Annotated in this window: 22 protein-coding genes; 19 read left to right on the top strand and 3 right to left on the bottom strand. The window is 35.5% G+C overall.

The annotated features are described in order from the left end of the window. Positions 1-595 precede the first annotated feature (595 nt). Both U8526_RS04370 and U8526_RS04375 read right to left on the bottom strand, forming a co-directional pair. On the bottom strand, positions 596-3217 hold the full coding sequence (locus U8526_RS04370; RefSeq protein ID WP_334340746.1) for a glycoside hydrolase family 38 C-terminal domain-containing protein: 2622 nt from the start codon (positions 3215-3217) through the stop codon (positions 596-598). 15 nt (positions 3218-3232) lie between these two features. Beyond that, positions 3233-4579, bottom strand: a complete 1347-nt coding sequence (locus U8526_RS04375; RefSeq protein WP_334340747.1) for a PTS sugar transporter subunit IIC — start codon at positions 4577-4579, stop codon at positions 3233-3235. Positions 4580-4732: 153 nt separating this feature from the next. Here U8526_RS04375 and U8526_RS04380 point away from each other — a divergent pair, with 153 nt between their 5' ends. From U8526_RS04380 to U8526_RS04415, 8 genes are all read left to right on the top strand, one after another. Beyond that, positions 4733-5449, top strand: a complete 717-nt coding sequence (locus U8526_RS04380; protein WP_334340748.1) for a GntR family transcriptional regulator — start codon at positions 4733-4735, stop codon at positions 5447-5449. A 303-nt stretch (positions 5450-5752) separates the two neighbouring features. After that, complete coding sequence (locus U8526_RS04385) at positions 5753-7045, top strand: glycoside hydrolase family 125 protein (RefSeq protein WP_442886192.1); 1293 nt, start codon at positions 5753-5755, stop codon at positions 7043-7045. A gap of 12 nt (positions 7046-7057) precedes the next feature. Continuing rightward, on the top strand, positions 7058-8431 hold the full coding sequence (locus tag U8526_RS04390; RefSeq protein WP_334340749.1) for a glycoside hydrolase family 1 protein: 1374 nt from the start codon (positions 7058-7060) through the stop codon (positions 8429-8431). Positions 8432-8658: 227 nt separating this feature from the next. After that, a complete protein-coding gene (locus U8526_RS04395) occupies positions 8659-10314 on the top strand; it encodes a BglG family transcription antiterminator (RefSeq protein WP_334340750.1) in 1656 nt (551 codons plus the stop codon). Beyond that, positions 10315-10743, top strand: coding sequence for a PTS sugar transporter subunit IIA (locus tag U8526_RS04400; RefSeq protein WP_442886208.1), 429 nt, complete (start codon positions 10315-10317; stop codon positions 10741-10743). It abuts the gene before it with no gap. 12 nt (positions 10744-10755) lie between these two features. Continuing rightward, a complete protein-coding gene (locus U8526_RS04405; protein WP_334340752.1) occupies positions 10756-11043 on the top strand; it encodes a PTS sugar transporter subunit IIB in 288 nt (95 codons plus the stop codon). Then, positions 11043-12296 (top strand): PTS ascorbate transporter subunit IIC, encoded by a 1254-nt coding sequence (locus tag U8526_RS04410; protein ID WP_442886193.1) that lies wholly within the window; start codon positions 11043-11045, stop codon positions 12294-12296. The genes U8526_RS04405 and U8526_RS04410 overlap by 1 nt, the downstream gene beginning before the upstream one ends. Further along, positions 12296-13036: an SIS domain-containing protein gene (locus tag U8526_RS04415; protein ID WP_334340753.1), complete on the top strand. Its 741-nt coding sequence runs from the start codon at positions 12296-12298 to the stop codon at positions 13034-13036. The genes U8526_RS04410 and U8526_RS04415 overlap by 1 nt, the downstream gene beginning before the upstream one ends. A 56-nt stretch (positions 13037-13092) precedes the next feature. Here the strand turns inward: U8526_RS04415 and U8526_RS04420 are convergent, their stop codons facing one another. Then, on the bottom strand, positions 13093-13293 hold the full coding sequence (locus tag U8526_RS04420; protein WP_334340754.1) for a hypothetical protein: 201 nt from the start codon (positions 13291-13293) through the stop codon (positions 13093-13095). Between the two features lie 237 nt (positions 13294-13530). Here U8526_RS04420 and U8526_RS04425 point away from each other — a divergent pair, with 237 nt between their 5' ends. The 11 genes from U8526_RS04425 (at position 13531) to U8526_RS04475 (ending at position 26487) form a co-directional block, all read left to right on the top strand. Continuing rightward, the gene (locus tag U8526_RS04425) at positions 13531-14226 is read left to right on the top strand and encodes a GntR family transcriptional regulator (protein WP_334340755.1); all 696 of its coding nucleotides are present in this window, start codon (positions 13531-13533) and stop codon (positions 14224-14226) included. 71 nt (positions 14227-14297) lie between these two features. Next, positions 14298-15575: a PTS sugar transporter subunit IIC gene (locus U8526_RS04430; protein ID WP_334340756.1), complete on the top strand. Its 1278-nt coding sequence runs from the start codon at positions 14298-14300 to the stop codon at positions 15573-15575. Between the two features lie 279 nt (positions 15576-15854). Continuing rightward, positions 15855-16940: a DUF871 domain-containing protein gene (locus U8526_RS04435; RefSeq protein ID WP_334340758.1), complete on the top strand. Its 1086-nt coding sequence runs from the start codon at positions 15855-15857 to the stop codon at positions 16938-16940. 5 nt (positions 16941-16945) lie between these two features. Further along, positions 16946-18058, top strand: coding sequence for an amidohydrolase/deacetylase family metallohydrolase (locus U8526_RS04440; RefSeq protein ID WP_334340759.1), 1113 nt, complete (start codon positions 16946-16948; stop codon positions 18056-18058). Between the two features lies 1 nt (position 18059). After that, on the top strand, positions 18060-19157 hold the full coding sequence (locus tag U8526_RS04445) for a DgaE family pyridoxal phosphate-dependent ammonia lyase (RefSeq protein ID WP_334340760.1): 1098 nt from the start codon (positions 18060-18062) through the stop codon (positions 19155-19157). A gap of 1 nt (position 19158) precedes the next feature. Beyond that, on the top strand, positions 19159-19893 hold the full coding sequence (gene dagF / locus U8526_RS04450; protein WP_334340761.1) for a 2-dehydro-3-deoxy-phosphogluconate aldolase: 735 nt from the start codon (positions 19159-19161) through the stop codon (positions 19891-19893). Between the two features lie 11 nt (positions 19894-19904). Next, positions 19905-20897 carry a sugar kinase gene (locus tag U8526_RS04455; protein ID WP_334340762.1) on the top strand — a complete coding sequence of 331 codons (993 nt, stop codon included), beginning with the start codon at positions 19905-19907 and terminating at the stop codon, positions 20895-20897. 152 nt (positions 20898-21049) lie between these two features. Beyond that, complete coding sequence (locus U8526_RS04460; protein WP_334340763.1) at positions 21050-22540, top strand: PTS fructose transporter subunit IIC; 1491 nt, start codon at positions 21050-21052, stop codon at positions 22538-22540. Between the two features lie 11 nt (positions 22541-22551). After that, positions 22552-22998, top strand: coding sequence for a PTS sugar transporter subunit IIA (locus tag U8526_RS04465; RefSeq protein ID WP_334340764.1), 447 nt, complete (start codon positions 22552-22554; stop codon positions 22996-22998). Between the two features lie 52 nt (positions 22999-23050). Then, on the top strand, positions 23051-25684 hold the full coding sequence (locus tag U8526_RS04470; RefSeq protein WP_334340765.1) for an alpha-mannosidase: 2634 nt from the start codon (positions 23051-23053) through the stop codon (positions 25682-25684). Then, positions 25684-26487 carry a MurR/RpiR family transcriptional regulator gene (locus U8526_RS04475; protein ID WP_334340766.1) on the top strand — a complete coding sequence of 268 codons (804 nt, stop codon included), beginning with the start codon at positions 25684-25686 and terminating at the stop codon, positions 26485-26487. Before U8526_RS04470 ends, U8526_RS04475 begins: the two co-directional genes overlap by 1 nt. Position 26488 lies beyond the last annotated feature (1 nt).

Raw genomic sequence — 26488 nt, forward strand, 5'->3', positions numbered from 1 at the left:
AATCTGTGGGCCACTGGAACGTGGTGGACACGACTTGAAGCTAATAATTTTTCACTCTGTGAAAAATTATGGATCTCCAAGCTCGGTCTTCTGGTAACCTTGCTGACGCAAGCTAACCAGAACTTCACCACTGAGGGCCCACAGATTTTCTACTACCGACTATATCCTTGGTTTTAATGTTATTGAATGAGTTGCAGCAGTGAAAAACTTGTTAATTCTGTATAATCAGATGGTTTATAAGAAATAAACTTCTAAAACAAAAGCGTTCATATTTCCTTATAAGGTTGATATGAACGCTTTTACTATATTGGATTGATGTTAGATTTGAGATGGTAGAATTTCTGACAATAGTCTTTACGAAATTCTATCGAAGGATAAAAATAGCGCCTATTCAGAATCTTCACACAATATATGTAGTGAAAATTTGAATAGACGCTATTATTCTTAAAGATTTAGAAAGGCAAATATTAAATAGAATTACTATTTAAGCCCGGAGCAAAAATTGGGAATGCGTTTAGCTTCGAATCGCGCCCATAGCGTTCCAACAGCATTCCCAATTTTTGTGGAGGGCGACATATTTAACTTCTCTAAAACTCTACTTAATAAAGTAAATTCCGTAAGTTCTAATTTCTCCTGGCTTGAAATCATTAAGTTCAAACTCAGTAGTAGATGTTTCTAAAGTACTTAGAACTTCTGAATTAAGGTTTAGACTATCAACGGCTGCTTTCTTGGCAAGCTTAACAATTCCAGCGTGTTCAACTGTTTCATTTGTTGGATTGTAAACTCTTAAAGCGTATCCGGAAGAATCTTTTGTTAAAGCTAAACTACTTAAAACTAACTTATCAGTATTTAAGTTGATCAATTGCTCAGTTTCGTCCTTGAAGTCAACGGCTTTATTTACCATGAAGTATCTCAAAGGATTAGTAAATCTATTGAGTGACTGTTCTTGATAAAACAGGGGAGTTGAAGTTAATAGTAAATGTTGTTTTTGTAGGTCGGCAACGTTGAATTCATTTCCAACGACGATACCGCCTTTAAATGTATATTTACCTTGTAATTGACTATGAGGAGTTTCAACATATTTTGACTCTAATCCAGAAGCATCTGAAGGTCGACGTAATAAGTCTGGTCTGCCTAAGTAACCGACGCCTCTGAACATTGTAATAGCTAGTTTATTGAAATCTTTGCCAACTACTTGGAAATCTTTGCTACCTAATCCAATAAATGACCAACTAGAACCATTTGAATGAATATTGGCAAAGTGAATCATGGGTCTCATAGAAGTTGGTTCTTCATGATAGCCGATATCTTGCCAATCATTTAGATGTGGGTCAACGACCGGACGACTAATGAAGCCGAATGGTGTATCCGCAAAGGATTCTTTAGCATTTACATCCGTGTTGAGAATTAATCTCAAACGATGATCAAGAGTTTGATTGTCGGTATCTAATTGATACTTAATAGTTTCGGAATCTTTTTCCAAAGTTAGAGTTAATTTGTACTCTAAAGTTGAATCGAGCATCTTTTCTTTTCTTGAATCCAAATCATGCGGAAGTTTCCAAGTACCTTTAAGGGAGATCTTGTTTGTATATTTCCCAGAAATAACTTTTACGTCAGCATCTGAGAAGTCTAAATTGATGATCCAATCGTGGAATGAAGGTGAGTAGTCATAAGTATCACCAGCATCTGCGCCGTCTTCGAAGGAAAGAAAGTTCGTATATGTTTGATGATTTTGCTTATTAGTTAGATCAAGTTGACCGTCATTAAAAGCAATTTGGTAAAAGTTATTTTCAACTGAATCAGAAGTTGCTGTCACGCTTGTTTGTTTTGCGTTGTCAGTCTCTTCAATGTTTAGCCCGGTCCAACTGGTTGCATTGATGGCAGCTTTAATAGAGATAGTTGAAATGTAGTAAAGTTCTTGTTTTCTCTCTTCAACATTTCGACGAAGAGGAGCTGAATTTTGAACTTCTTGGTTCAATAAATCGTAGTCAACGGGTTGACCACTAGCATCTAAAATGTTGAAATTCTTTGATTTTGTGGAAATTTGAATCGTTTGGACTTTATCCATCTCGATTGGAAGTGGATTCCAGAGATAAATATCATATGGTGAATTTTCGGAGATACTTAATTTTCTAACTAAGTAATCGATAATTGAGTACGATAATTGATCAGCCACTTTGGCACGATGAAGGATATCGTCATTGGTCTTATCACTGTTGCAGCCCCCAGAGCTGTCATGAGCTTGTCCACGGAAAATGGTTTTCCAGATGTCATCGACAAGTCCTTGTTTTGGTTCAATACCATATGATTTAGCTAGAGCCATTAATGGTTCTACTTGATAAGTCATACGACGTTCTAAGCGGTCATAAATTTGTTTGAGATCGGCTCTTGAAGAGTAAATTCCACGATGAATTTTTGAAGCTGAAGGATCAATGAATTCACCATCGTAGTCAGGCAGATTCTTGACCTTTCTCAAGTTTTCGAAGTATTGGGGATAGTTACTTTCACGAATAATATATTCATCGGATAATTTCTCATTAGCCAAATTTATTCTATCTTTAAGATTGTAATCAACTGAACGTTGATCGCCACCAATAGGTAGGACTAATTCGTCTGATTCAGTATCGGTACTAACACGGTCGAGTAAATCTTTGAAATCGTCATTCTCAACTAGTTGGACGCCGGCGTAGTAACCATTCTTGATGTTGGCAGTAAGGACTTTGGAACCATCGTTACTGTTCCAATAGAAGTAGCGAGCGTTCTTTTCTTTAGGCATTCCTCGCCAGAAGACGGCACTGTAGATGTCGAATCCGTTATAGATTTTAGGCATATCTTGACCTTGTCCAAAGGAGTCAGGAAGATAAGCTACCTTCATTACGCCACCTAAATCGTTAGCAATTTGCGAACCAATGGCTAAATTATGGACAATTGATTCTCCAGAAGTAACCATTTCGTCGATCTGTGTATACCAAGGCCCAATAAATAATCTTTTTTCAGTGACAAATTTTTTAATAGTGGCCTTTTTTTCGGGAAAACTACTCAAGTAGTCATCCACGATAGACATTTGACCATCTAATAGATAGTAATTTAAATCATTATTTTCTAGGGCATCTAAGACTTCATCCATATGGTAAGCAAACTGGACACGAGCTTCTTGCCTAGTAAAATACCATTCGAAATCCCAATGCGTATGTGCGATTGCATAAACTTTTTTCATTTGAAATTAACTCCCTTAGGCTGCTGCAGGTTCAGCATTCTTTAGTGCTTGTTCACGTTCATTTCTTTGGTTGATAATTACAAATGGTGAGTAAAGAATAACATCCAATACTACAAGGACAAACGTTAGAACAACTGGACTTAGATGGAAGGCACCTAAAATCCAAGTACTGATAAAGATTGGTTCGTTACCAGAATTTAGAACAACAAGTGGAACTACCCAACCGATTTTTGTTACTACATAAGCGATTACGGCGTTTGTAATTGGAACAAGGATCCATGGAATGAACATGATTGGATTTAGAACGATTGGTAAACCGAAGATAATAGGTTCATTGATACCGAATAGTCCAGGGATAAGTCCAAGTTTAGCAACTTCACGTTCCTTTTCACCTTTTCTGGCAAAAATCAACATGGCGATAATTAGACCAAAGGTTGCACCAGAACCACCGATCATGGCATAAACGTTAGTCATAGTGTTAGGAGCAATAGAAATACCAGCAAAACTTTGTGTCTTAGCAAATTTAGCAACGTCTTGTAGGAATAGAGGTAGCCAGAATGCTGAAACAACACCCCAAACGATATTGAAACCGTGAAGGCCAAGGAACCAAAGAATTTGTTCTAGTAAAATAACAACGATGATAGCAGGTAATCCAGTACCAACACTCAACATTGGTTTGATAATTACAACGGAGATCAATTCGATTAGAGATGTGAAACCAAGTGATTGAATAGCAATTCTAACAACACCGAAAATCAAAAGTACTTCGGAAATTGGAATTAGTGAGAAGAAAGAATCAAAGACGTTCTGTGGTACGTTTCCGGGCATTTTGATAGTGAATTTACTATGTGAAAACTTGTTGTACATGAATACGGCAAGCATACCAACGATTAGAGCTGTAAACATACCTTCATAACTGAAGAAGGAAGTAGCGAATCCTTCGACAATTTTTGCTTTAGGATCGGCAAAGTTAATATTGTTTGGAACCATGATGAAGTAAGCAGCTAAAGCTAATAATGTCGCTAAAATAGGGTTAAGGTTTTTGTTTGCAGGTTTGCGTTTCAATTCATTAGCATAGGAGTAAGCTGATGATAGGACAACGATCAGTGCAACAATACCTAATGTAGCAGTACCAAGATAACCGAATAAGTTACTTGTATTTGTTAACCAGATGTTGTCGATTTTTTGTGCTTTGATCAAAGCATCGATTTGCATTTTGATCAAATTTGAGAATGAACCAACAACGGTAAATGGAATAGTTCTAATAAAAGCATTCTTTATGGCTTGAAGAATGGTATTTTTTTCTACCCAAGAGGACATCTTTAGCAATGGCCCTTGGAATTTATCAAGATCAAATTTCATGGTAATCCCTCCAGATTTTTTAAGTAAGCGCTAACTTTCAAAACCAATTATATATGCTAAATAAAATTTGTAAAGGAAATTTTATTAATTTGTATAATCAAATTATCAAATATGATATAATTTGAGTAAGCAAATTAGTACAAGAGGTAGTTTATGTATAGATACAAAGAAATATATTCAGATATAAAAAATAGCATCTTAACGAATCACTATAGAGCGGGTAAACCTCTGCCTACTCAAGAAATGTTGTCTAAAAAATATGACGTCAGTAGATTAACTTTGAAGAAAGCTCTCAATCTTCTTTTGGATGAAGGATTAATTGTTAGTAAGCAAGGTTCAGGAACCTATGTAAGGAATCAACCATTGTCAAAAAGCGATGAGTTATTGCCTTTGGATATGCCCATAGGTGTTACATATTCTCATCGAGGTCAAAAAATAACTAGCAAGGTTATTGAGTTTGGGGCCAGATTGCCGACTGAGGAAGAAGCCAAGAATCTGTCTATAAAGGCGAATGAACCTGTTTACGAGATAAAGCGAGAACGATTTGTAAACGGAAAAACCTATAGTTATGAACACACGATTATGCCTACTAGTGTTGTACCTTTGGATGAAAAAGTTGTAGAGGGTTCGATCTATGATTTTCTGGGGGAACATAAGATTGCAATGACAGATGCTCGCAGAATCGTATATGCACAAGGTGCGGATGAAGAAATAGCTCAGGGATTGGGTATTAATGTTAAGGATCCCGTGTTAACGATTGAACAGGTTGTCTTCGATCAAGATGGCAGAGCTTTTGAGTATTCGCATTCCAGCTTCCTAAGTGAGAAGAGCAAGTTTGTCTTTGATGTACACCGTACAGACCAATGGTAATTTTAGATTTTGTTGAGGTGTAAAACTGCCGTCCTCCGCAAAAATTGGAAATGCTGTTGGAACGCTATGGGCACGATTTGAAACTAATTATTTTACACTCCGTGCAAAATAATGAATTTCCAAAGTCGGCCTCATTGTAACCGGCAAAGCCGGTAACAATGATTTCATAGCTGAACGTATTTCCAATTTTTGCTCCGGACTAAATAACACTTTGACTATTTAATTTGAGATAAATGTATTAGTTGATATATTAGGTACGACTCGATTTTTGGACAAAAACTGGATTGTTTGGAGGATAAGATTTTGGAAGAAAAAACTATTTCACCAGCTGTAAAAGAATTCATGGACGAAGTCACAAAAAAAGCCAGTCAGAATCATGCTGACTGGGCTAAAGTTTTTAATGTGACTTATGCAAATACTTTGGAAACAACGGTTAAAAAGATTTCTGACAATGACATATTTATTTTGACAGGGGATATTCCTGCTATGTGGCAGAGGGATTCAACTTGTCAGGTACGTCCTTATCTAGTGATGGCACAAGAAGTACCAGAGATTTCTGATTTTATTAGAGGTGTAGTTAAGCGCCAATTCTTCAATATGAATCACGATCCATATGCAAATGCTTTTAACAGTGAGCCTAATAATGCCGGTCATCACAAAGACCATACTAAGATGACGCCTTGGATCTGGGAGCGAAAGTTTGAAATAGATTCACTCTGCTTCCCAGTTCAATTGGCTTACTTACTCTATAAGAATACCGGTAGAACAGATCAATTTGATGAAGATTTTGTAAGTGGAATTCAAAAGTTATTGAATGTATTCGAGACGGAACAACATCATACTACAAAATCAGAGTATCGATTTGAACGGGATGAAGATAGACCGGAAGATACTTTAACTAACAATGGAATGGGTTCACCTGTTGCGGAAACAGGAATGATCTGGTCTGGATTTAGACCTAGCGACGACGCATGTGTCTATGGATACTTAGTACCTGCTAATATGTTTGCAGTCCTTATTTTGGACTATATTCAGGACATCTTCAGTACTGTTCTTGATGATGAAAAGATTGTAAATAAAGCTAAAAAGATCCAAACGGAAGTTAAGAATGGTATTGAAAAGTACGGTACAACGACAAATAAAGCTGGCGAGAGAATTTATGCTTATGAAACTGACGGCTTAGGACACTATTTGATTATGGATGATGGGAACGTCCCTAATTTGTTGAGTACACCTTATCTACACTACACAGCAATGGATGATCCAACCTATTTGAACACGAGAAGAACAATTTTGAGTTCAGAAAATCCATATTATTATGCCGGAAAGTTTGGCAAAGGCTTAGGTAGTCCGCATACACCAGAAAATTATATTTGGCATATTGCACTTGCTATCCAAGGATTGACGCAACCAGATAAAGCCGAAAAAGAGCGTCTTCTAAATAATATGGTAGCCACAACTGCGGGTACTAACATGATGCATGAAGGTTTTGATGTTGATGATCCTAACAAATTTACTCGTGAGTGGTTCTCATGGGCTAATATGATGTATTGCGAATTATTTTTAAATTATTTCGACTATAAAATTAAAGAATAATGAGGGATGATAATGCTTAAATTTCCTAACAACTTTCTCTGGGGTGCAGCAGCGTCCGCACCACAAACAGAAGGACATAGTCTTTTGAACGGTAAATCAGCGACAACTTGGGATAAATGGTTTGAAATGAATCCTGAGAAATTTAACAACAATCAAGGGCCAAGTGACACTTCTAATACTTATGAAATGTATCATGAGGATGTTCTCGATATGAAGAAAATTGGGATGAACTCGTATCGAACATCAATTTCATGGGCTAGATTATTACCAGATGGAAAAACATTGAATCCAGAAGCGGTCGAGTTTTATCGGTCATACTTCCAAGATATGTTGGACAATAATATTAAGCCAATAATTAACCTTTTCCATTTTGATATGCCTTGGTGGTTGATGGAAAAAGGTGGCTGGGAGAATCGTGAGTCTGTAGATGATTTTGCCTTTTACACAAAGACGGCCTTTGAACAATTTGGAGATTTAGTTCATGATTGGACAACTTTTAATGAACCAATGGTGCATGTTGAATGTGGATATTTATACGGATTCCACTATCCAGCTATTGTTGATATGAAAAAGGCTGTTCAAGTCGGTTATCATACTTTGATGGCTCATGTTATGGCTACAAAAGCTTTCAGAGACAGCAAAGTTAAAGGCAAAATTGGAATAATTTTGAATGTGTTGCCGGCTTATGCAAGAAGTGAAAGTAGCGAAGATTTAAAAGCAAAAGCAGCTTCGGATTTATTGAATACAAGAAGCTTTTTAGACCCAGCTGTTTTAGGAAAGATTCCTGAAGAATTGGTTGATTTATTAAGAGAAAATAAATTATTACCACAAGTGGAATCTAGTGATCGACAGAATATTAAAGAAAATACTGTTGATTTCATTGGAATTAACTATTATCAACCAAGAAGAGTACAAGCACCAACCAATCCTAAGGTGCCAGCTGAAATGCCTGAAGATTTGTACGAACCATATGACTGGCCAGATAAGAAAATCAATCCGTATAGAGGTTGGGAGATCTATCCTAAGGCACTCTATGATATTGCAATTATGATGCGAGATGACTATAAGAACATTCCTTGGTATGTGAGTGAAAACGGGATGGGTGTCGCCGATGAAGAAAGATTTATGAACGATGACGGCATGATCGATGATCAATATCGAATAGACTTCATCAAAGAACATCTGGAGCAATTACATAAAGGAATTGAAGCTGGAAGCAACTGTTTTGGTTATCATATGTGGACGTTCAATGATTGCTGGTCTTGGCTAAATGGCTATCGAAATCGTTATGGCTTTTACCGAGTTGATTTGGATAATCATTTTAAGAGAACCGTTAAGAAGAGTGGTTTGTGGTTTAAAGAATTAGCTGAAAATAATGGATTTTAAGTAAAAGAAGAAATTAGAAGTTGAAGAATTCCAGAATTTTGGAATTCTTCAACTTTTTTTTATGCGGAATTTTTTAAATTGACAGATTTAACTGAAAATAGTGATTATTTAAATAATAAGAGAATTTGAGATTTCAGAGGTGTTCAGATTTTTAATAAAAAAACTGAATTTTTTTGGTCTACTCCGTACAGTATCGATATACTACACTTCTAATTGAAGGTGATAACTTGAAAGCAGAACAAAATTTAAATAGTAAAGATCGTAAGTATGTTATTTTGCTCCGTTTACTAAATGGCGAACATCTAAGTTATCAACAATTGTCAGATGAGTACTTGGTTTCCAGAAGTAGTATTGCTAACGATATCGTTGGTATAAAGAAAATACTATCTGAAGACAATATGGTACTGACGTTTGATAATTCAGGGTCATATTTAAATGGAGGTGAGATACCAAAACAGCGAGTCTTAAAGCGTTTGATTGTAGATTTTATAAATGATTCGAACATGGATAAGAGTTTACTGCCATTATTTTTAGACGAAAAATTGTATGGAAAAATAAAGAAAATTTTCCAAAATATTTTACAGCAATCCAGTTTAGAAGTTCCTGAAAGTTACTTGCAAGATATACTAATTTCTACTGTGATAGTAATCCAACGAGGCAAATTAGGACTTCATGTCGAGTTACCTGATAAACGCCAATTTGGAAAGCTATTTTTTCAGTTTGATAAATATCCGTTAGTTTATGAATTGTTAAAGGCTATAGAAACAAACAATATATATAAATTTATTGAACCAGAATTTAGATATTTGTCGTATGTAATTTTAGGTAATGGATTCAAATATTTTATGACAGATGCCAAGATTCCAAACGAATTCAGAATCAAAGTTAGAAATTTGATTTCTAAAGTTGGTAATGGAATAAATGTTGATTTTAAACAGGATAGTCAATTGGAATCAGATTTGTTAATACACCTTTATCAATTGGTACTTAGGTTACAGGCACATACCTCAGTAGTAAATCCTCTGTTACCCGATATAAGAAAAAACTATAGGAAATTATTTGGAGTTGTATGGTATGCACTAAATGATTTCGGTAATGAGAATGATTTAAAGATATCTGCTGATGAAGTTGGGTTTGTTACGATTCATTTTCAAGCTGCTTTGGAACGAAATAAAAAGGTCAAGAAAATCTTATTTGTTTGTCCTAATGGAATTGGAACTAGTTCATTCATTACTGCAAAATTAAGAAGAATATTACCTGATGTCACGTTGATAGAGATAGTTTCAATTCATAATTTGGCAAAACAAGATTTATCAGATGTGGATTTAATTATTTCAACTGTCGATATTCAGAATAAATCAATTCCAATTGTTAGAATTTCTCCAATCATAACGGACCAGGATATAAAGCGAGTTATGAGTAAATATATTGATATAACCTTAGCTCAAAGTAATAAAGAAATTATAGAGAATGACGGATCTTTGATTCCTACAGTGGATAGTCTAAAAGGTCATGTTTTCTTTGGAAGCGTTAAGGATTCCAATGAAGCAATTGATTTTTTACAAAAGAAAAATCATTGGAATACCAGGGAACGTGCTGAAGAATTTAAAGAATCAGTTATTAAGCGTGAAGAAATTCAGTCTACATATTTAGGAAATGGTTTTGCAATCCCACATGGGAAACCAACGTTAGTAGATAAAACAAATATTTCAATTTTAATTTTGGACAAACCAATTTTATGGGGGTCATCACAAGTTGATGTGGTGGCACTATTAATGATACGTAAAAATGACAGCGCTTACATAGAGCCGTTTATGAATCTTTTAATGAAAGGTATCGAGGATAAAAGCTGGTTTGTGTCGAAAATGATGGAGGTTAAATAGATCGTGTTAAAATCAATTCTTTCAAAAAACTCAATTCAAGTTGTCGATTCGGTTTCTGATTGGCAGGATGCTTTAAAAAAAGCTAGTCAACCGTTACTAGATTCAGGAGTAATAACTGGAGAGTACGTGTCTAACATGATAAAAAGTGTGCAAGATAACGGGCCATACATGGTTCTTACTGACTATTTTGCATTGATGCATGCTCGACCAGGTGAAGGTGTTTCTCAAAATGGTATGTCGTTATTAGTTACCAGAAATCAAGTTGATTTAGAAGGTAAACCAATCAAAATATTTTTGGTTATGGCGGCTACAGACAATACAAGTCATCTAAAAAGTTTACAAAATGTTATGAGCGTTTTTATGGATCAGAAAGCTTATCAAACAATATTGGATGGCAATCGAGATAAAATTATTGAACTTTTCAATTAGGAGGGAATTATTATGAAATTTTTAGCAGTATGTGGTTTTGGCGTTGGTAGTTCAATGGTATTAAAAATGACTTTAGATAAAGTGGTTAAAGAAATGGGAATTGATGCAACTGTAGAGAATACAGATATTGCAACAGCTAAGGCAACAGATGCCGATGCGTATTTCACTAGTCAAGAATTATTACCTGATTTGAAATCATCAGTAAAGAATCCTGTTTATCCAGTGAAGAAATATATGGATAAAGAAGAAGTTGGTAATCAGGTTAAATCTTATCTTGAAAGTGTAGGGGGAGATAAATAATGATTAATTGGATTGCAACAAATATTCTGCAAAATCCACCTATTCTATTAGGTTTGATTGCTGCATTAGGTTTAGCAATTCAGAAGAAACCATTTGCAGATATTATAAAGGGAAGTTTAACTGCTGCCTTTGGTATGCTGATCTTGACTGAAGGGGTCAATATGCTAACTGGTATTATTTCTAATATTAATACTGCTGTTCAAACTCAAATGGGTTTGACTGTTTCTAAAGGTTTATCAGATATATCATTTACTGCTGATTATGGTGGGGCCGTTGGTATGGCCATGTTCTTTGGCCTAATCATCCATCTATTAATAGCTAGATTTACACCTGTTAAAACAATCTTTTTAACAGGACATATGCTTTGGTGGGTTCCATTTGTTATTATTGCCGGCTTAGTTGAAGGTGGCGTTCGTGGACCTTTGTTAGTTGGTGTAGGTGCTCTTATTTCAGCATGTTATTGGTCATTTATGCCTTGGATCATGCGTAAATATGTTTGGGATGCAACCGGTGACGATTCATTCCTAATTGGACATCCGACAGAAATTCTTTCAATGATTTCTGGATTTGTGGCTAAAAGAGTTGGTAATAAAGACCATTCAACCGAGGATTTAAATATTCCTAAGGGACTTTCTTTCTTCCGTGAAATATCCATTACTGGTGGATTGGTAATGTTTCTAGTTGATATTGTTGTTGGAATTATTGCACCATCATTGATTCCTAAGGGTAGTAACCTAGTAATGTTTTCTATTAATCAAGGTTTAACTTTTGGTGCAGGACTGTTGATCTTACTTTATGGTGTAAGACTATTAATCAATCAAATTGTTCCAGCCTTTCAAGGAATTGCTGAAAAGGTTGTTCCGGGTGCTAAACCAGCATTTGATGTTCCTATTTTATTCAATTACCGTCCTAATGCTGTTATTATTGGATTCCTAACAGCCATGATTACTTCTACAATCTTAGTTATTGTAGCAAATTCAATGCATCTATTTAGTGTTTTGATTGTTCCGTTAGTAATTACTAGTTTCTTTGAGTGTGGTGGTGCTGCCGTTATTGGTGAAGGCCAAGGTGGTATTCGTGGAGCTATTATTGGTACAGCTGTTGCATCAATCGTAATGGTTGCCTTAGTTGGATTATCAGCTATGGTATTAGGTTCTACAATTCGTAATTGGATCTTGATATTTGGTGGTAATGATTTGTCATTATGGTCAATGATTTCAGCAGGTATCGGTAAGTTGTTAGGAGGATTATAATGTCATATCAATACATGAATAAAGTACGTAACCTATTAGATATTGTGGAAACTAAAGAGAAGAATAATATTGATGAAGCTATTTCTTTATTAGTTAAAACAAATCTTGATAAAAAATCCGTATATATATTTGGTGCTAGTCATGCCGGAATTTTGTCTGAGGAAATGTATTATCGTGCCGGTGGAATGATGACTATTAATGCCATCTTTGGTCGTGAGGTTATGTTAGATCGTAAGCCAATTACTTTTACTAGTAAGATGGAAAGACTTGAAGGTTATGGAACAGCCTTGGCAAGTACGGTTAACTTTAAAGAAGGGGATGTATTAATTTTACATTCCGTTTCTGGACGTAATCCAGTTATTATTGATTTAGGATTAGCAGCCAAAAAGAAAGGCGTTAAAATCATAGCACTAACAAATTTAACGTATTCCAAGTCTGTAACAAGTAGACACTCTTCTGGTAAGAGATTGTTTGAAATTGCTGATATTGTTATTGACAATCATGGAGATATCGGAGATGCAGCCTGTACGATTAAAGGTGTTGATCAGAAGGTTGGACCAACATCGACTGTTATTGGTGCGTCAATCCTGAATTCTATTGTTGTAGAGGTTAATCAACAACTTGTAGAAAGTGGAATTAAGAATCCTCCAATATTTTACTCAGCTAACCTAGATGGTGGAGATAAACTAAATCGTCAACTTTATGATGAATATAAAAACTCTATTCACTATGCTTTTTAATTTTATTAAGTAAAAAAAGATGTCAAACGTAAAATTGTTTGACATCTTTTTGCTATTTATCTGAGAAAAAGAAGAACACCCATGCCGGCGAAAGAAAGTGCAACGGCAATAACAGTGCTGGACCACAATGTTGCAAGGGCAAATGGCGAAGGATCTTTATCGTTTCCTTCTTTTAATCCTTTAAAAGCGTGGACGGTTTGATAAAATTGATAAGCCGATAAAGTAATGAATAATGACCCTAATAAAATACCAAGCAACTTGATCAACCCCTTTTAGGAGATTTATTGGTTTGATTTTATACCCGATGTACCTAAAAATACGAGTTGCCAGTTTTGTAAATGACTAAATGTAAATATTGACTTATGTTACGGGGATTGTTATTTTTAGAAAATACGCAGCATCATTTTAGAATTCGCTTTCATAAATAAGAATAACGGGTACTATAATAAATACTATAATGAAAATAGAAATATTAAAAATGGAGAAATATTTATATGGCAATGCAAATTTTATATCAGAAAGTTGCTGACGATATCAAGAAGAACATTTTGTCAGGTGACTATGAGGTTGGAACCTTGATACCGACTGAAAATGAATTAGAAACAAAATATGAAGTTAGTAAAATAACCGTTAGAAAAGCTGTAGAACAGTTAGTATCTGAGGGTTATTTAGTTAAAAAAAGTGGTATTGGAACTCGTGTCATCAGTAACAATCTTTTTAACAAGTTATCTAAAGCTAGGTCATATAGTTCAATCGTTAATGAACAGGGAAATCTGTCCAAGAAGATTCTTGAAGTTGAATTATTAAATGCGGAAGAAACGCCATTAAAAGAAAACTTCAAGAATCAGAGTATTTTGTATATTAAACGTCTATATTCATTGAATAACCAACCTTTTATTGTCGTTAATCATTACTTGCCTACACTCAGTGCCCCAGACAAAATAGAAGAACTTGAAAATCAATCCCTTTACACATTTTTGAAAAATAGTGGACGTGAGATCAGCAATTTTAAGGATGCTTTTAGTGCTGTCAATTTGAATTCAGAAAATCAAAAATTGCTGAATAAAACAGAATCCTTAGCGTTGAAGCGTGTAAGACGTGGTTACGATAATAAGGGGAATTTAATTGAATATACAATTTCTATATACGACAGTAATAAAATGCCATACGAGATTGAATACGAAATTTAATTCTCTTTATTTAAGCGTTTACATCATAACATTATAATGTTATGATGTTTTTGAAAAAAGGAGGGTACGAAATGGACAACCTAGTAAGTTTTTTAAATGCCAAGATTCTACCGTTTGCCAATAAAATGGGCAACCAACGTCATATGACAGCTATCAGAAAGGGTATTATTTCCACACTACCACTAACTATTGTGGGTTCATTCTTCACATTAATAAATAATATTCCAATCGAATCAGTTGCTAATATGCTATCGCCTTATAAAGAAATATTAGATATACCTTTTCGGTATACGGTCGGGATTTTAGCTCTTTATGCCACATTTGGAATTGCTTCATCACTAGCTGAAAGTTATAAATTGGATAAATTAACTAATGGTGTTTTAGCAGTTTTAGCATTTCTTGTTTCAACAGCAGCACCAATTCACGTTACAGATAATGTAAAAGGTGTAATTGATGCTGGTAGATATATCAATATCGCCAATCTGAGTGCTTCATCGCTATTTGCTTCAATTGTTACTGGACTACTGACAGTTGAGATTTATCGTTTCTTCAAAGTAAAGAACATAACTATCAAAATGCCAGATGGAGTTCCACCAGAAGTTTCTAACTCATTTGTAGCGTTAATTCCAGCTGCGTTTATCTTACTTTTCTTCTGGATCGTACGTTACTTGTTAGGTTTCAACATTGCCGAATTCTTAAGCATGATTCTAATGCCACTAAAAGGTGTCTTAGTTGGTAACAGTCTCTTCGGTGGATTACTAACAATCTTCTTAATCACAGGTTTCTGGACATTAGGTATTCACGGTGCTGCCATTATGGATCCAATCGTTAGACCATTCTGGGAAATGTCAATTGCTCAAAATATGACAGAATTCGCTTCAGGTACTAGTGCACATCATCTTTCAACAATCTTCACTGAACAATTTCTACAATGGTTCATCTGGATCGGTGGTGCCGGTGGTACTTTGGCACTTGTAACATTGTTCCTATTCTCAAAATCAGCTTATTTAAAAGATTTGGGTAAATTAGCTTTCTTACCTGGACTATTCAATATTAACGAACCAATCGTTTTCGGTGCTCCTATCGTTATGAATCCAATCTTAGGTATTCCATTCATCGTGGGACCATTGGTAACCGGAACGTTATCTTATATCTCAACTATCACCGGAGTTGTACCGATGATGATGATGAGATTGCCATTTACAGTTCCTGGACCATTAGGAGCCTTGATGAGTACAAACTGGAGTATCCCAGCGTTCATCTTAACTTGTGTCAACTTCTTGATTGATCTAGCAATTTACTATCCATTCTTCAAAGTCTTCGAAAAACAACAATTAGAAAAAGAATAAATTCAGAGGTGATTATATGATTATTTTTCTATTCCTTTTAATATTTTTTATTGCGAGCGAAGTATTAGTTCAAAAAGGTATTACACCTAAATTCATAAAAAAATTATCGGCTGGAAAATTAATTTTATTTTCACTCCTGACGATTCTAGGATTTGCGGTTGTTAGTTTCTTAATCAAACAAGCTGTTATCTTAGTACTTCTAAGTACGATTTACTTATCAATTGTGATTTCAAATTACTATATGAACGGATTTACCAAGATGGAAAGAGGGAAAAAGATATGACCAAACGAACTTTAGGTGTTTCGCTTTATCCAGATCATAGTGATTTGAATGAAGATAAGAAATATTTGGAATTAGCTAGTAAATATGGTTTCAGCAGAATTTTCATGAGTATGCTGGAAGTTTCTGAAGGTAAAGAAAAAGTAGCTGCTAAATTCAGCAACCTGATCAATTTTGCCAAAAGTTTAGGCTTCTCAACGACCCTTGATATTGCTCCTAATATTTTTGATCAATTGGGAATTTCTTATGATGATTTGTCATTCTTCCATGAATTAGGTGCGGAATCATTGCGTCTGGATCAAGGATTCGATGGACAGAAGGAAGCATTGTTATCATTCAATCCTCAAAAAATGAATATTGAACTAAATATGAGTAATGATGTGGCCTATCTAAATAACATTTTGAGTTATTCGGCTAATAAACCCTTTATCCAGGGATGTCATAACTTCTATCCTCAACGAGGAACAGGATTGCCACTAGATTTCTTCATCAGTGCTTCACAACGCTTCAAGAATCAAGGTATTGATACAGCCGCCTTTGTAACTTCACAAACAGGACAGATTGGACCTTGGGATATTAATGATGGTTTACCAACCTTGGAAATGCATCGTGACCTACCAATCGAAATTCAAGCTAAACATTTATTCGCAACCAACTTGATTGACTGTGTGATCATCGGAAATGCCTATGCATCAGAAGCCGAATTGCAAAAGTTAGGTGCCTTGAATCGTTATCAAATAACTTTCGATGTTGAATTGGCAGAAGATATCAATAATGTTGAACAGGAAATCCTTTTGAATAACCAACATGTCAGACGTGGTGATATCACTGATTTGGTGATTCGTTCAACTGAAGTTCGTAAGAAATATAAAGATTACGACAATCCAGTCGTGGCAACACATAGCTTTGAACGTGGTGACGTCGTGATCGGTAATAATGATTTTGGTAAATACAAAAATGAGTTGCAAGTTGTATTGCAAGCTCACAAAGACATTCGTAAAAATAAAGTTGCTGAAATTTCCAAAGACGAATTATTCTTATTGGATTACATCGGACCTTGGGACAAGTTCCAGTTTGAGGGGTAGAAAAATTGACTAGTATATATATCAAAAATGGGAAAGACGTCGATAATAAACCGCTAGAAGTGTATATCGTGGACGACAAGATTAAAGAAGTTGGAACTCACTTGGATGTAGAGGCTGACTCAGTTGTTGATCTAAAAGGCGAATCTTATATTAGTGCTGGCTGGATCGATGATCACACACATTGTTATGAAAAATTATCGTTGTACTACGATGATCCTGACAAAGATGGCTACACGACAGGTGTAACGACTGTTATTGATGCGGGATCGACTGGTGCTGACAATATCGGTGATTTTTATCAAATAACCAGAAGTAAAAAAACCAATGTTTACGCCATGATCAATATCTCAAAGACTGGTATCTTGGCTCAAGATGAATTAGGCGATATGAATCGGATTCAATTTGAACCCTTCCAAAAGGCAGTCGATGACTATCCTGATTTCATCATTGGTATGAAAGCCAGAATCAGTAAATCAGTCGTGGTTGGAAATGGCGTTAAACCCTTAATTGAAGCTAAGAAATTTCAAAAGCAGCTGGACAAAGATTTGCCACTGATGGTTCATGTAGGAACTAATCCACCAGATTTATCTGAAGTCATGGAAATAATGGAAAAAGGCGATATCATGACTCATTGTTTCAACGGTAAAGAGAATGGAATCGTAAATTCTGACGATGCTATCAAACCATTCGTCAAAGAGGGCCTAGCTAAGGGAATTATTTTCGACATCGGTCACGGAACAGATAGTTTTAACTTCCACACTGCCGGAATCGCTACTGAAGATGGTATAACTCCACAAAGTTTGAGTACCGATATTTACCACACTAACCGTGAAAATGGTCCAGTTTATAACATGGCTACTTGTATCGAGAAAATGCTTTACGTGGGTTACGATTTAAAACAAGTTTTGCCTATGATCACAACCACTCCCGCTAAGAATTACAAATTGACAGCTAAAGGTGAATTGGCTGTTGGTAAAGATGCGGATGTCACAATTTTCAATGTGAAAAAAGGTAAGAAAGAGTTAACTGATTCTAATGGAAATAAACGTACGACGGATACTTTAGTAGAGCCAATTTACAGTGTTGTCGGCGGTCAATTATATTCAATAGGAGATTAAGATGGATATTTATGAGAAATACAATCTAAAACACGTAATTAATGCCGATGGAAAGATGACCATTTTAGGAGTTTCCAAAGTTTCTGACGACGTAGTAGAAGCTCAAAAATTAGGTGCTCAAAATTTCTTTGAAATGGCCGATTTATCAGTTCAAACAGGTAAATATTTAGCCAAATTGATTGGTAGTGAAGATGCTTTAGTAGTTAATTCTGCATCAGCCGGAATTGCGGAAACTATTGCCGGTATCATCGGTCAAGGTAGTGAATATCACTTATATCACCCTTACACTGAAAAAATTACTAAACGTGAAGTGATCCTTCCCATGGGACACGATGTCGATTATGGAACACCAGTAGATGTCATGCTTGGTGTGGCTGGAGCTAAGATGGTTCAAGCTGGTTATGCCAATATGTGTAAACCAGAACACATCGAGATGCAGATAAATGATCAAACTGCAGCCGTGTTGTATATCAAGAGTCATCACACGGTTCAAAAGAGTATGTTATCAATTCCTGAAGCTATCGAAGTGGCACATCGTCACAACTTACCTTTAGTTCTAGACGCTGCAGCTGAAGAAGATATGTTGAAATATATCAAGATGGGTGCCGACGTAGTGATTTACAGTGGTGCCAAAGCCATCGAAGGTCCAGCATCAGGGGCTATTTTTGGAAAAGAGAAGTACATCCGATGGGCTCGCATGCAAGGTGCTGGAATTGGTCGTTGTATGAAGATCGGTAAGGAAAATATTATCGGATTGACCGCCGCAATTACCAAGTATCTTGAAGAAGGTACAGAAACCGGTAAGCAAATGATTCAACGACTAGAACCATTTGTTAAAGATTTATCTGAACTACTCGATGTTGAAGTTGAGATTGTTCAAGATGGAGCCGGCCGAGACATTTATCGTGCTGACGTCAAACCGGTTGGTAAGTTGACTGCCAAAGAAATCTGCGACCAATTGCGTAACGGTAAAATTGCTATTTATGCACGTGAGTATCGTGTTAATGAAGGTATTATCGAATTTGATATCAGATCCGTTAATTCAGAAGAAATGAAACAAATTATTTCAAGACTAAAAGAAATCCTCGGAGGAAAATAAAATGACTTTACTACCAAATTATTTAGAAAACGGAATTTGTTTAAATGTTTTAGCTAATTCAGTTCAAAATGCCAAAGACTGTTATGAAGCAGCTGAAGGACACGTCGTTTTAGGAGTATTGACTAAAAATTATCCTAGCGATGAAGCCGCAATTGAAGATATGAAATTGTATAAAGCTGAAATCAATAACGCTGTTTCTGTTGGTCTTGGTGCCGGTGATCCTAAACAAAGTGGCATGGTAACTCGTGTTTCTAAAGTTATTCAACCTCAACACGTCAACCAAGTTTTCACAGGTGTAGGCGCAACTAGAGAAGCACTTGGACAACATGAAACAATTATTAATGGTTTGGTTTCACCTACTGGAAAAGTTGGTGTAGTCAACATTGCTACTGGTCCTTTAAGCAGTCAAACAACACCAACCGAAGTACCGATCGAAACTGCCATTGCTTTGCTAAAAGACATGGGTGGATCATCTATTAAATTCTTCCCAATGAAAGGCTTGGCTCACGAGGAAGAGTTCAAAGCAGTTGCCAAAGCTTGTGCCGAAAACGACTTTGACCTTGAACCAACTGGTGGTATCACTTTAGACAACTTTAAAGAAATCGTTAAAATTGCAGTTGATGCTGGTGTAAAGAGAATCATTCCGCACGTATACAGTTCAATTATCGACAAGGAAACAGGCAATACTAGACCAGAGGACGTTGCTAAGCTCTATGAAATAATTAAGAAATTCTAAGAGGTTGAAAAATGCATATATTAGCTTTTGGTGAAGTCATGTTGCGCTTTACTGTGGCTGACAAAATGATGTTGGAGCAATGTGATAATCTGCACCTGACGACTGTGGGGACGGGCGTTAACTTGCTAAGCAGTTTGGCTCATTTCGGCTATGATACTTCTATTTTGACGGTTCTTCCGGATAATCCTATCGGTAAAAAAGCTGCCGCAGATTTAAGAAAAATGGGAATCTGTGACAAGAAAATAATGTATCAGGGCAAGAGTATGGGTAGCTTCTTCGTAGAATTAGGACAGGGAGCACGACCAGAACGAGTAACATATCAAGATCGATTATCTAGTTCCTTTAGCCAGATGCCAGCACAGAATTATAATTTTGAAAAAGCTCTAGCCGGGACTGATATCGTCCATATTTGTGGAATTGCCCTCAGCTTAACGGAGCAGACCCGTACAGCAGCACTAGAACTTGCTAAAATGGCTCATGAAATGAAAAAAATCGTTTGTTTTGATTTCAACTATCGAATGAGTCTAAATGAAAATAATACCCATGAAACAATGAAAGCACGTTACCAAGAAATATTGCCATACGTTGACACTGTTTTTGGTAGTAAGAGAGATCTAACTGATTTACTAGATTACGAGGAGCCTGACGAAACCAAGTTGTATCAACAATTTTGTCAGGATTACAAGATCAGTTTCTTTGCCGGAAGTAAGAGGACTTTTATTAACGACAAGAAGTACTTTGAGGGTTTCATTTTCCATCATGATAAGATCTACGAGTCATCCCCAAAAGAATTGAATATCTTAGATCGAATTGGAAGTGGGGACGCATTTGCCAGTGGTGTTATAACCGGACTGTTAGAAAAATGGGATTTTGTCGACACATTAGAGTTTGCGATAGCTAATTCAGTATTAGCCCAAGCTTCAATGAACGATGCACCAATTTTTGAAAAACAGGATGTTTTTAATTATATAGATAGTAAAGGTAACAATGATTTGATTCGTTAAAAAAGCCACCAATTTTGGTGGCTTTTTTATTGTAATTTTTTTCACGAGTCAATGGACAAAGCGTAAATAGAACCTAAAGCCTTTGAAACCGTATACATCAACTAGTTATTCCCTTATCATCGAAGTATAGAAAATGAAAAGGGGATAAGAGAATGGCTAAAAGAATTGTTGCTGTCACCGCGTGTGCTGCCGGGATAGCTCATACTTATATGGCTGCCGAAGCAATCGAAAAAGCAGCTAAAGCAATGGGTTATGAAGTTAAGGTAGAAACTGATGGTGCCATGGGTGCTGAAAATAAATTGACAGCCGAAGATATTGAGAATGCTGATTTAGCAATTATTGCTGCGGATATCAAGATAGATCCAATTCGTTTTACCGGAAAAAGATTATTAATTGCTAGTTCTAATGATGCAATCAATGATGGGGAAGCTCTAATTAAGAAGGCCGAAAAAGAGGCTACCGTTTTTGGTAAGAAGGGTAGCAAAGTAGGTAAGATTCAAATCGGTAACAACAAAGAAAAAACAACTTTCTTTACACATGTTATGAGTGGTATTTCCTATATGATTCCTATGGTTATTGCCGCCGGACTTATTTTAACTATTGCGAACTTATACGCTTTCCAAAAAGATGATTTGGGAAGAATTGTTAAATGGGGATTTGATACAAAAACTTCAATGGGAATGTTGATGTCTAACTTGTTCCAAGTTGGTCAAGTTGGATTCAAATTGATGATTCCACTATTTGCAGGATTTGTTGCAATGTCAATTGCTGATAAACCTGCCATGGCTCCAGCAATGATTGGTGCTTATATTGCCAATGATGCAGAACTATTACATGCCAAAGCTGGTGGTGGTTTTATTGCTGCCTTGCTAGTTGCTTTTATTGTTGGATACTTTGTTAAATTATTGAAGAAGATCAAATGGCCAAAGTTTATTCAACCAATTGTTCCCATTATGATCATTCCAGTTATAGCGACATTATTTATTTCGTTAGTGGTATTTTATGTAATTGGTAAGCCAATTGCTGCAGGTATGGATGGACTATATTCATGGCTAAATTGGATTAATGAGAATTCAAGTAGTGCTCCAATTATATTAGGTGCTGTCATTGGTGCCATGATGGGATTTGATTTAGGTGGTCCTGTTAATAAAACTGCTTTGATTTTCGGTACAGCCGTATTTACAGATACAATGGCAAAATATGGCCCTATGCATGCAAACTTCGTTCCACAAACAGCTTCACAGGCTGCCATTTCAGTTGCCCCATTAGGTGTTTGGTTAGCTTCAATTATTTGGAAGAATAAATTCTCTAAGGATGAAAAAACAGCCGCTAGTGCTGCTTTAGGTATGGGTCTAGTTGGAGTTACAGAAGGTGCTATTCCATTTGTTGCCGCAGATCCTATCAGAATGATTATTGCTAACGTTGCTGGATCAGCTGTAGCCGGTGGATTAGTTGCCGCAACAGGATGTAAGTTCTACGGAGGAATTGGGTCTCCATTAGGAACATTTATTGGATATATTGAACAACCGATTCCTTTTATTACGTGGATATTATGTGTATCTGCCGGAATTGCTGTAACAGCGTTGATAATTGGTCTTACTAGAAGTGATGCCGTTATTGAAGCTGCAAAGAATGCTGAATAGTAGGTGTAAGTATGGATAAAGAAATTTTTAATAAAGAAAATATATTTTATGATCAAAGTAGTGCAACACAAGATGATGCTTTTAAAAATATTGGTAAATTTGTAGCTGAAAAAGGTTATAGCAATTCAGCGGATGCTTTTTATGAAGGTTTAAAGGCACGTGAGGTGGAATCAACAACAGGTTTTAAAGATGGAATCGCTATCCCACACAGTAATGATGATAGTGTAGAAAAACCAGGACTATTTTTGATCAAGTTTTCTAACGGTATCGAATGGAATGCCTTAGATAATAAACCAATTAAAGTGGCCTTTGTCTTGAGTATTCCTAAAAACGGATCAACAGAACATTTAAAATTATTAAGCAAAATTGCTAGAAAATTAATGGATGATGAGTTTAGACAAAATATTCTTGATGGTAATGATCAAGACGTTTTATCTGAAGCAATTAATCAAATTTAATTTCAAAAAGGGAGATTATTTGATTCTCCCTTTTTTACTAGGAAGGTAAATTATGAAAAGAGTACATGTAATTCAGCATACACATTGGGATTTCGAATGGTATTTCACCCGCAATGAAGCTATGGTTCAGTTTGTTTATCATATGGATGAGGTGTTTGAAGCCTTAAAAAATCAAGTCGTTGACTATTATTTATTAGACGGTCAAATGAGTATTTTAGATGATTATTTGGACGCATATCCAGAAAAAAAATCAGAATTAAAAAAATGGGTCAAAGCCAAAAGACTATTTATTGGTCCTTGGTACACACAAACTGATGAGCTTATAGTTACTGGTGAATCGATTATAAGAAACTTAAGTTTAGGTATGAAACTAGCGGATGATTTGGGTGGCAGTCAACGAATAGGATACTTGCCAGATTCATTTGGACAAGGCGCCGATATGCCTAAAATTTACAATGGTATGGATATTCATGATGCTCTATTCTGGAGAGGACTTCCTAAAGAAAAAACTAGTAATCGCGAGTTCAATTGGCAGTCAGAAGACGGATCTGAAGTCACAACAATCAATATAAAAGATGGTTATTTTGTTGGAGTTGGATTAATTGATGATGACAATGCTGAGAATGTGATGAAGACAGTTATCGCTGATGCGTCTCTAGATGATATTGCTTTGCCAGTTGGAGGAGATCAGAGATATGTTGACTATAATTTAAAAGATCGAATTACGTTATATAACGATGAATTAAAGGATAAAAATGTAAAGTTATTTGAAAGCAATTATCCTAAATTATTTGAAGCGGTGAATAAAAGTAAAGCTGAATTGGATAACATTTCAGGTGAATTTATTACTAGTTCCGTTTCTAAGATACATCGGTCAATCTATTCTTCACGATACGATCAGAAGTATTTGAACGATAAAGTCGAACGTCGCATGATTTATCAGTTAGAGCCCCTAATGGCAATGGCAGATAGATTAGGAATACCATATAAAAAGTCGTTATTGGACAAAATTTGGAAACTTATTGTTCGAAATCACGCTCACGATAGCGCGGGTGGGTGTAATAGCGATAAAACCAATCAAATTATTTTGGAAAGACTTAGAGAAGCAGACCAACTATCTTACTCCACGGTGGATTATTTAGTTCGTAAGATATCAGAATCAGAAAAAAATAAACAAGCTAATGATTTAACATTTTTCAATACCCTACCTTTTGCAGTAAAGAAAAATATTCATTTTAAAGTATCGTTAAAAGAGAAGAATTTTAGAATTGTTAATGGCAATAAACCAGTTGATTACGATGTAGTCGGCATTACAAGAAAGTATTGCGGTCAAATAAAGCGAGACGAGAGTCAGTATGAGGATAAGGATTATTACTATATTTTTGATTGTGTAGCTAATATTGAGATACCTGCTTTGCAGTGGATCAAATTATCCATTGAATCCTTAGGTGGCGAGCATGATTTAGTAACTGAAACTACAAAAAATAAGATTGAGAATGATACTCTTCAAATAGAATTTAGTGACGGAACTTTGAATCTAGTGAATAAAAAAACACATGAGAAAATAGAAAACTTCTTAGAGATTGTTGACGACGGTGATGAGGGCGATACTTATGACTACTCGCCAGCTTATAATGACATGACACTTAAATTAGATTTCAATGATGCACAAGTGAAATGCAATAAGGGAAATCAATTTCAATCAATGCGATTAACTGGTACTTGGAATTTACCAGTAAGTCTAAAAGAACGTGCTACAAAAGAATTAAACGGTAAGATATCCTATGAATTAACTTTGACCTTAGATAAAAATGACAATCTGATTAAGAACCATCTGCTAATCAACAATAAGGTTAAAGATCATCGTATGCGAGTGGTTTTCAATTCTAATATGAAGACGCAAAAATATTCATATGCAGATACAGCCTTTGGCTATATTCAAAGACCAGTAGTAGATGAACATCTTTCTGATTGGAAAGAGGCTGGCTTACATGAAGAGCCAACTTCGATATATCCAATGTTGCATTGGACTAACCTACATGATGATCAACAGAGTTTTACCGTTATGTCTAAAGGGATTAAAGAATACCAAATGATTGGCACAGAGTTTAACAAAGTGGCATTGACTCTATTCAGATCGGTAGGATTCTTGGGACGCCCTGATTTAATTAGACGTCCAGGTGTCGCTTCAGGAAATCAATTCACATATATTCCGACACCTGACAGTCAGTTACAGGAAGAATTACATTTTAAATTTGCCGTTTCTTGGGATGAGATATTTGAACCGGCTCAAATTATGAGACAATTTCAAACTTATGCCATCTCTAATCCTTATTATCAGGTGCAAGGAATCAATCAATTTACTAATACATTGAAATACTTTGTTATGCATCCTTTGAATAAACAACTTCAAAGTAAGCCTTTCTTAGAAATTAAAAACGGTCAGTTAATATTTAGTAGTTTAACGGAATCTAAAGACAATGCTGGTTGGTTAGTACGTGTTTATAATCCTAATAAATTTAAAATTCAGGGTGATAGTATAATTAAATTAGATAGTGAAAGCACTATCAGTTTAACTAACTTTACTGGTGAGTTAATTGAAGACTTAGGACTACAAAGAGATGTTTCCGTGGGTAAGTTTGCACCAGGTGAAGTTAAGACTATAAGGATAGAGAAAGGATTTTAATGTCAGATAAAGTAGATGATTTATTTCTTTTAATTGAATCAAAACGCAATACGTTAACAGCAGTGGAACAGATTATTGCGGATTACTTTATTAGTAAGAGAAAGATTCTAAGTATAAGTGAACTGGCGCGAAAAATATCGGTATCACCACCATCGATTACTAGGTTTAGTAAAAAGCTGGGTTTGAATAATTATAAGGAATTAGTTTTCCTATACAAGATGTCTTTGAGTGATCAGACGAAGGATGCCAGCTTAATTTCTACTCCAGTAACAGCCAGTTATCACGCTTTGGCTACTCGTAGTGATGCTTCCTATAGAAGTGAAGCAGTTAAGAATTTTTGTGACATGATTTATTCAACTAGAATTATATTATTCTGGGGATTAGGATTTAACTCCTTTGCAGGACAAGACTTTGAATTTAAATTTACTCGTTTGGGAAAGTTCATTCAGGTGTATAGTGATCAACATTCCATTTCACTTTCAGCAAGCTCACTAAGAAAAAATGATGTCGTATTAATATCTTCTTTGAGTGGTGAAGATCCTGATATTTTGGAAGCTATTAAACAGGGGAAAGAGAAAGGTGCTCATTTTCTATTGATTACAACAAATGAAGATTCACCATTTATAGATTATTGTGATGAAACGATTTATGCAGCCAGTTTTTCTTCGAATGAAGCTTTGGGAAATATTTCTCCACAAATTCCAGTATTAATTCAATTGGATATTATTTATTCAAAATATGTTAGTATGCATCGAAAAAGTGTTAATAGATGGCTATTATCTGAGAACATCTTAAAAGGATAAA

Source organism: Companilactobacillus sp. HBUAS56275, from assembly GCF_036913655.1.
In the GTDB taxonomy this organism is placed as follows: Bacteria; Bacillota; Bacilli; order Lactobacillales; family Lactobacillaceae; genus Companilactobacillus; species Companilactobacillus pullicola.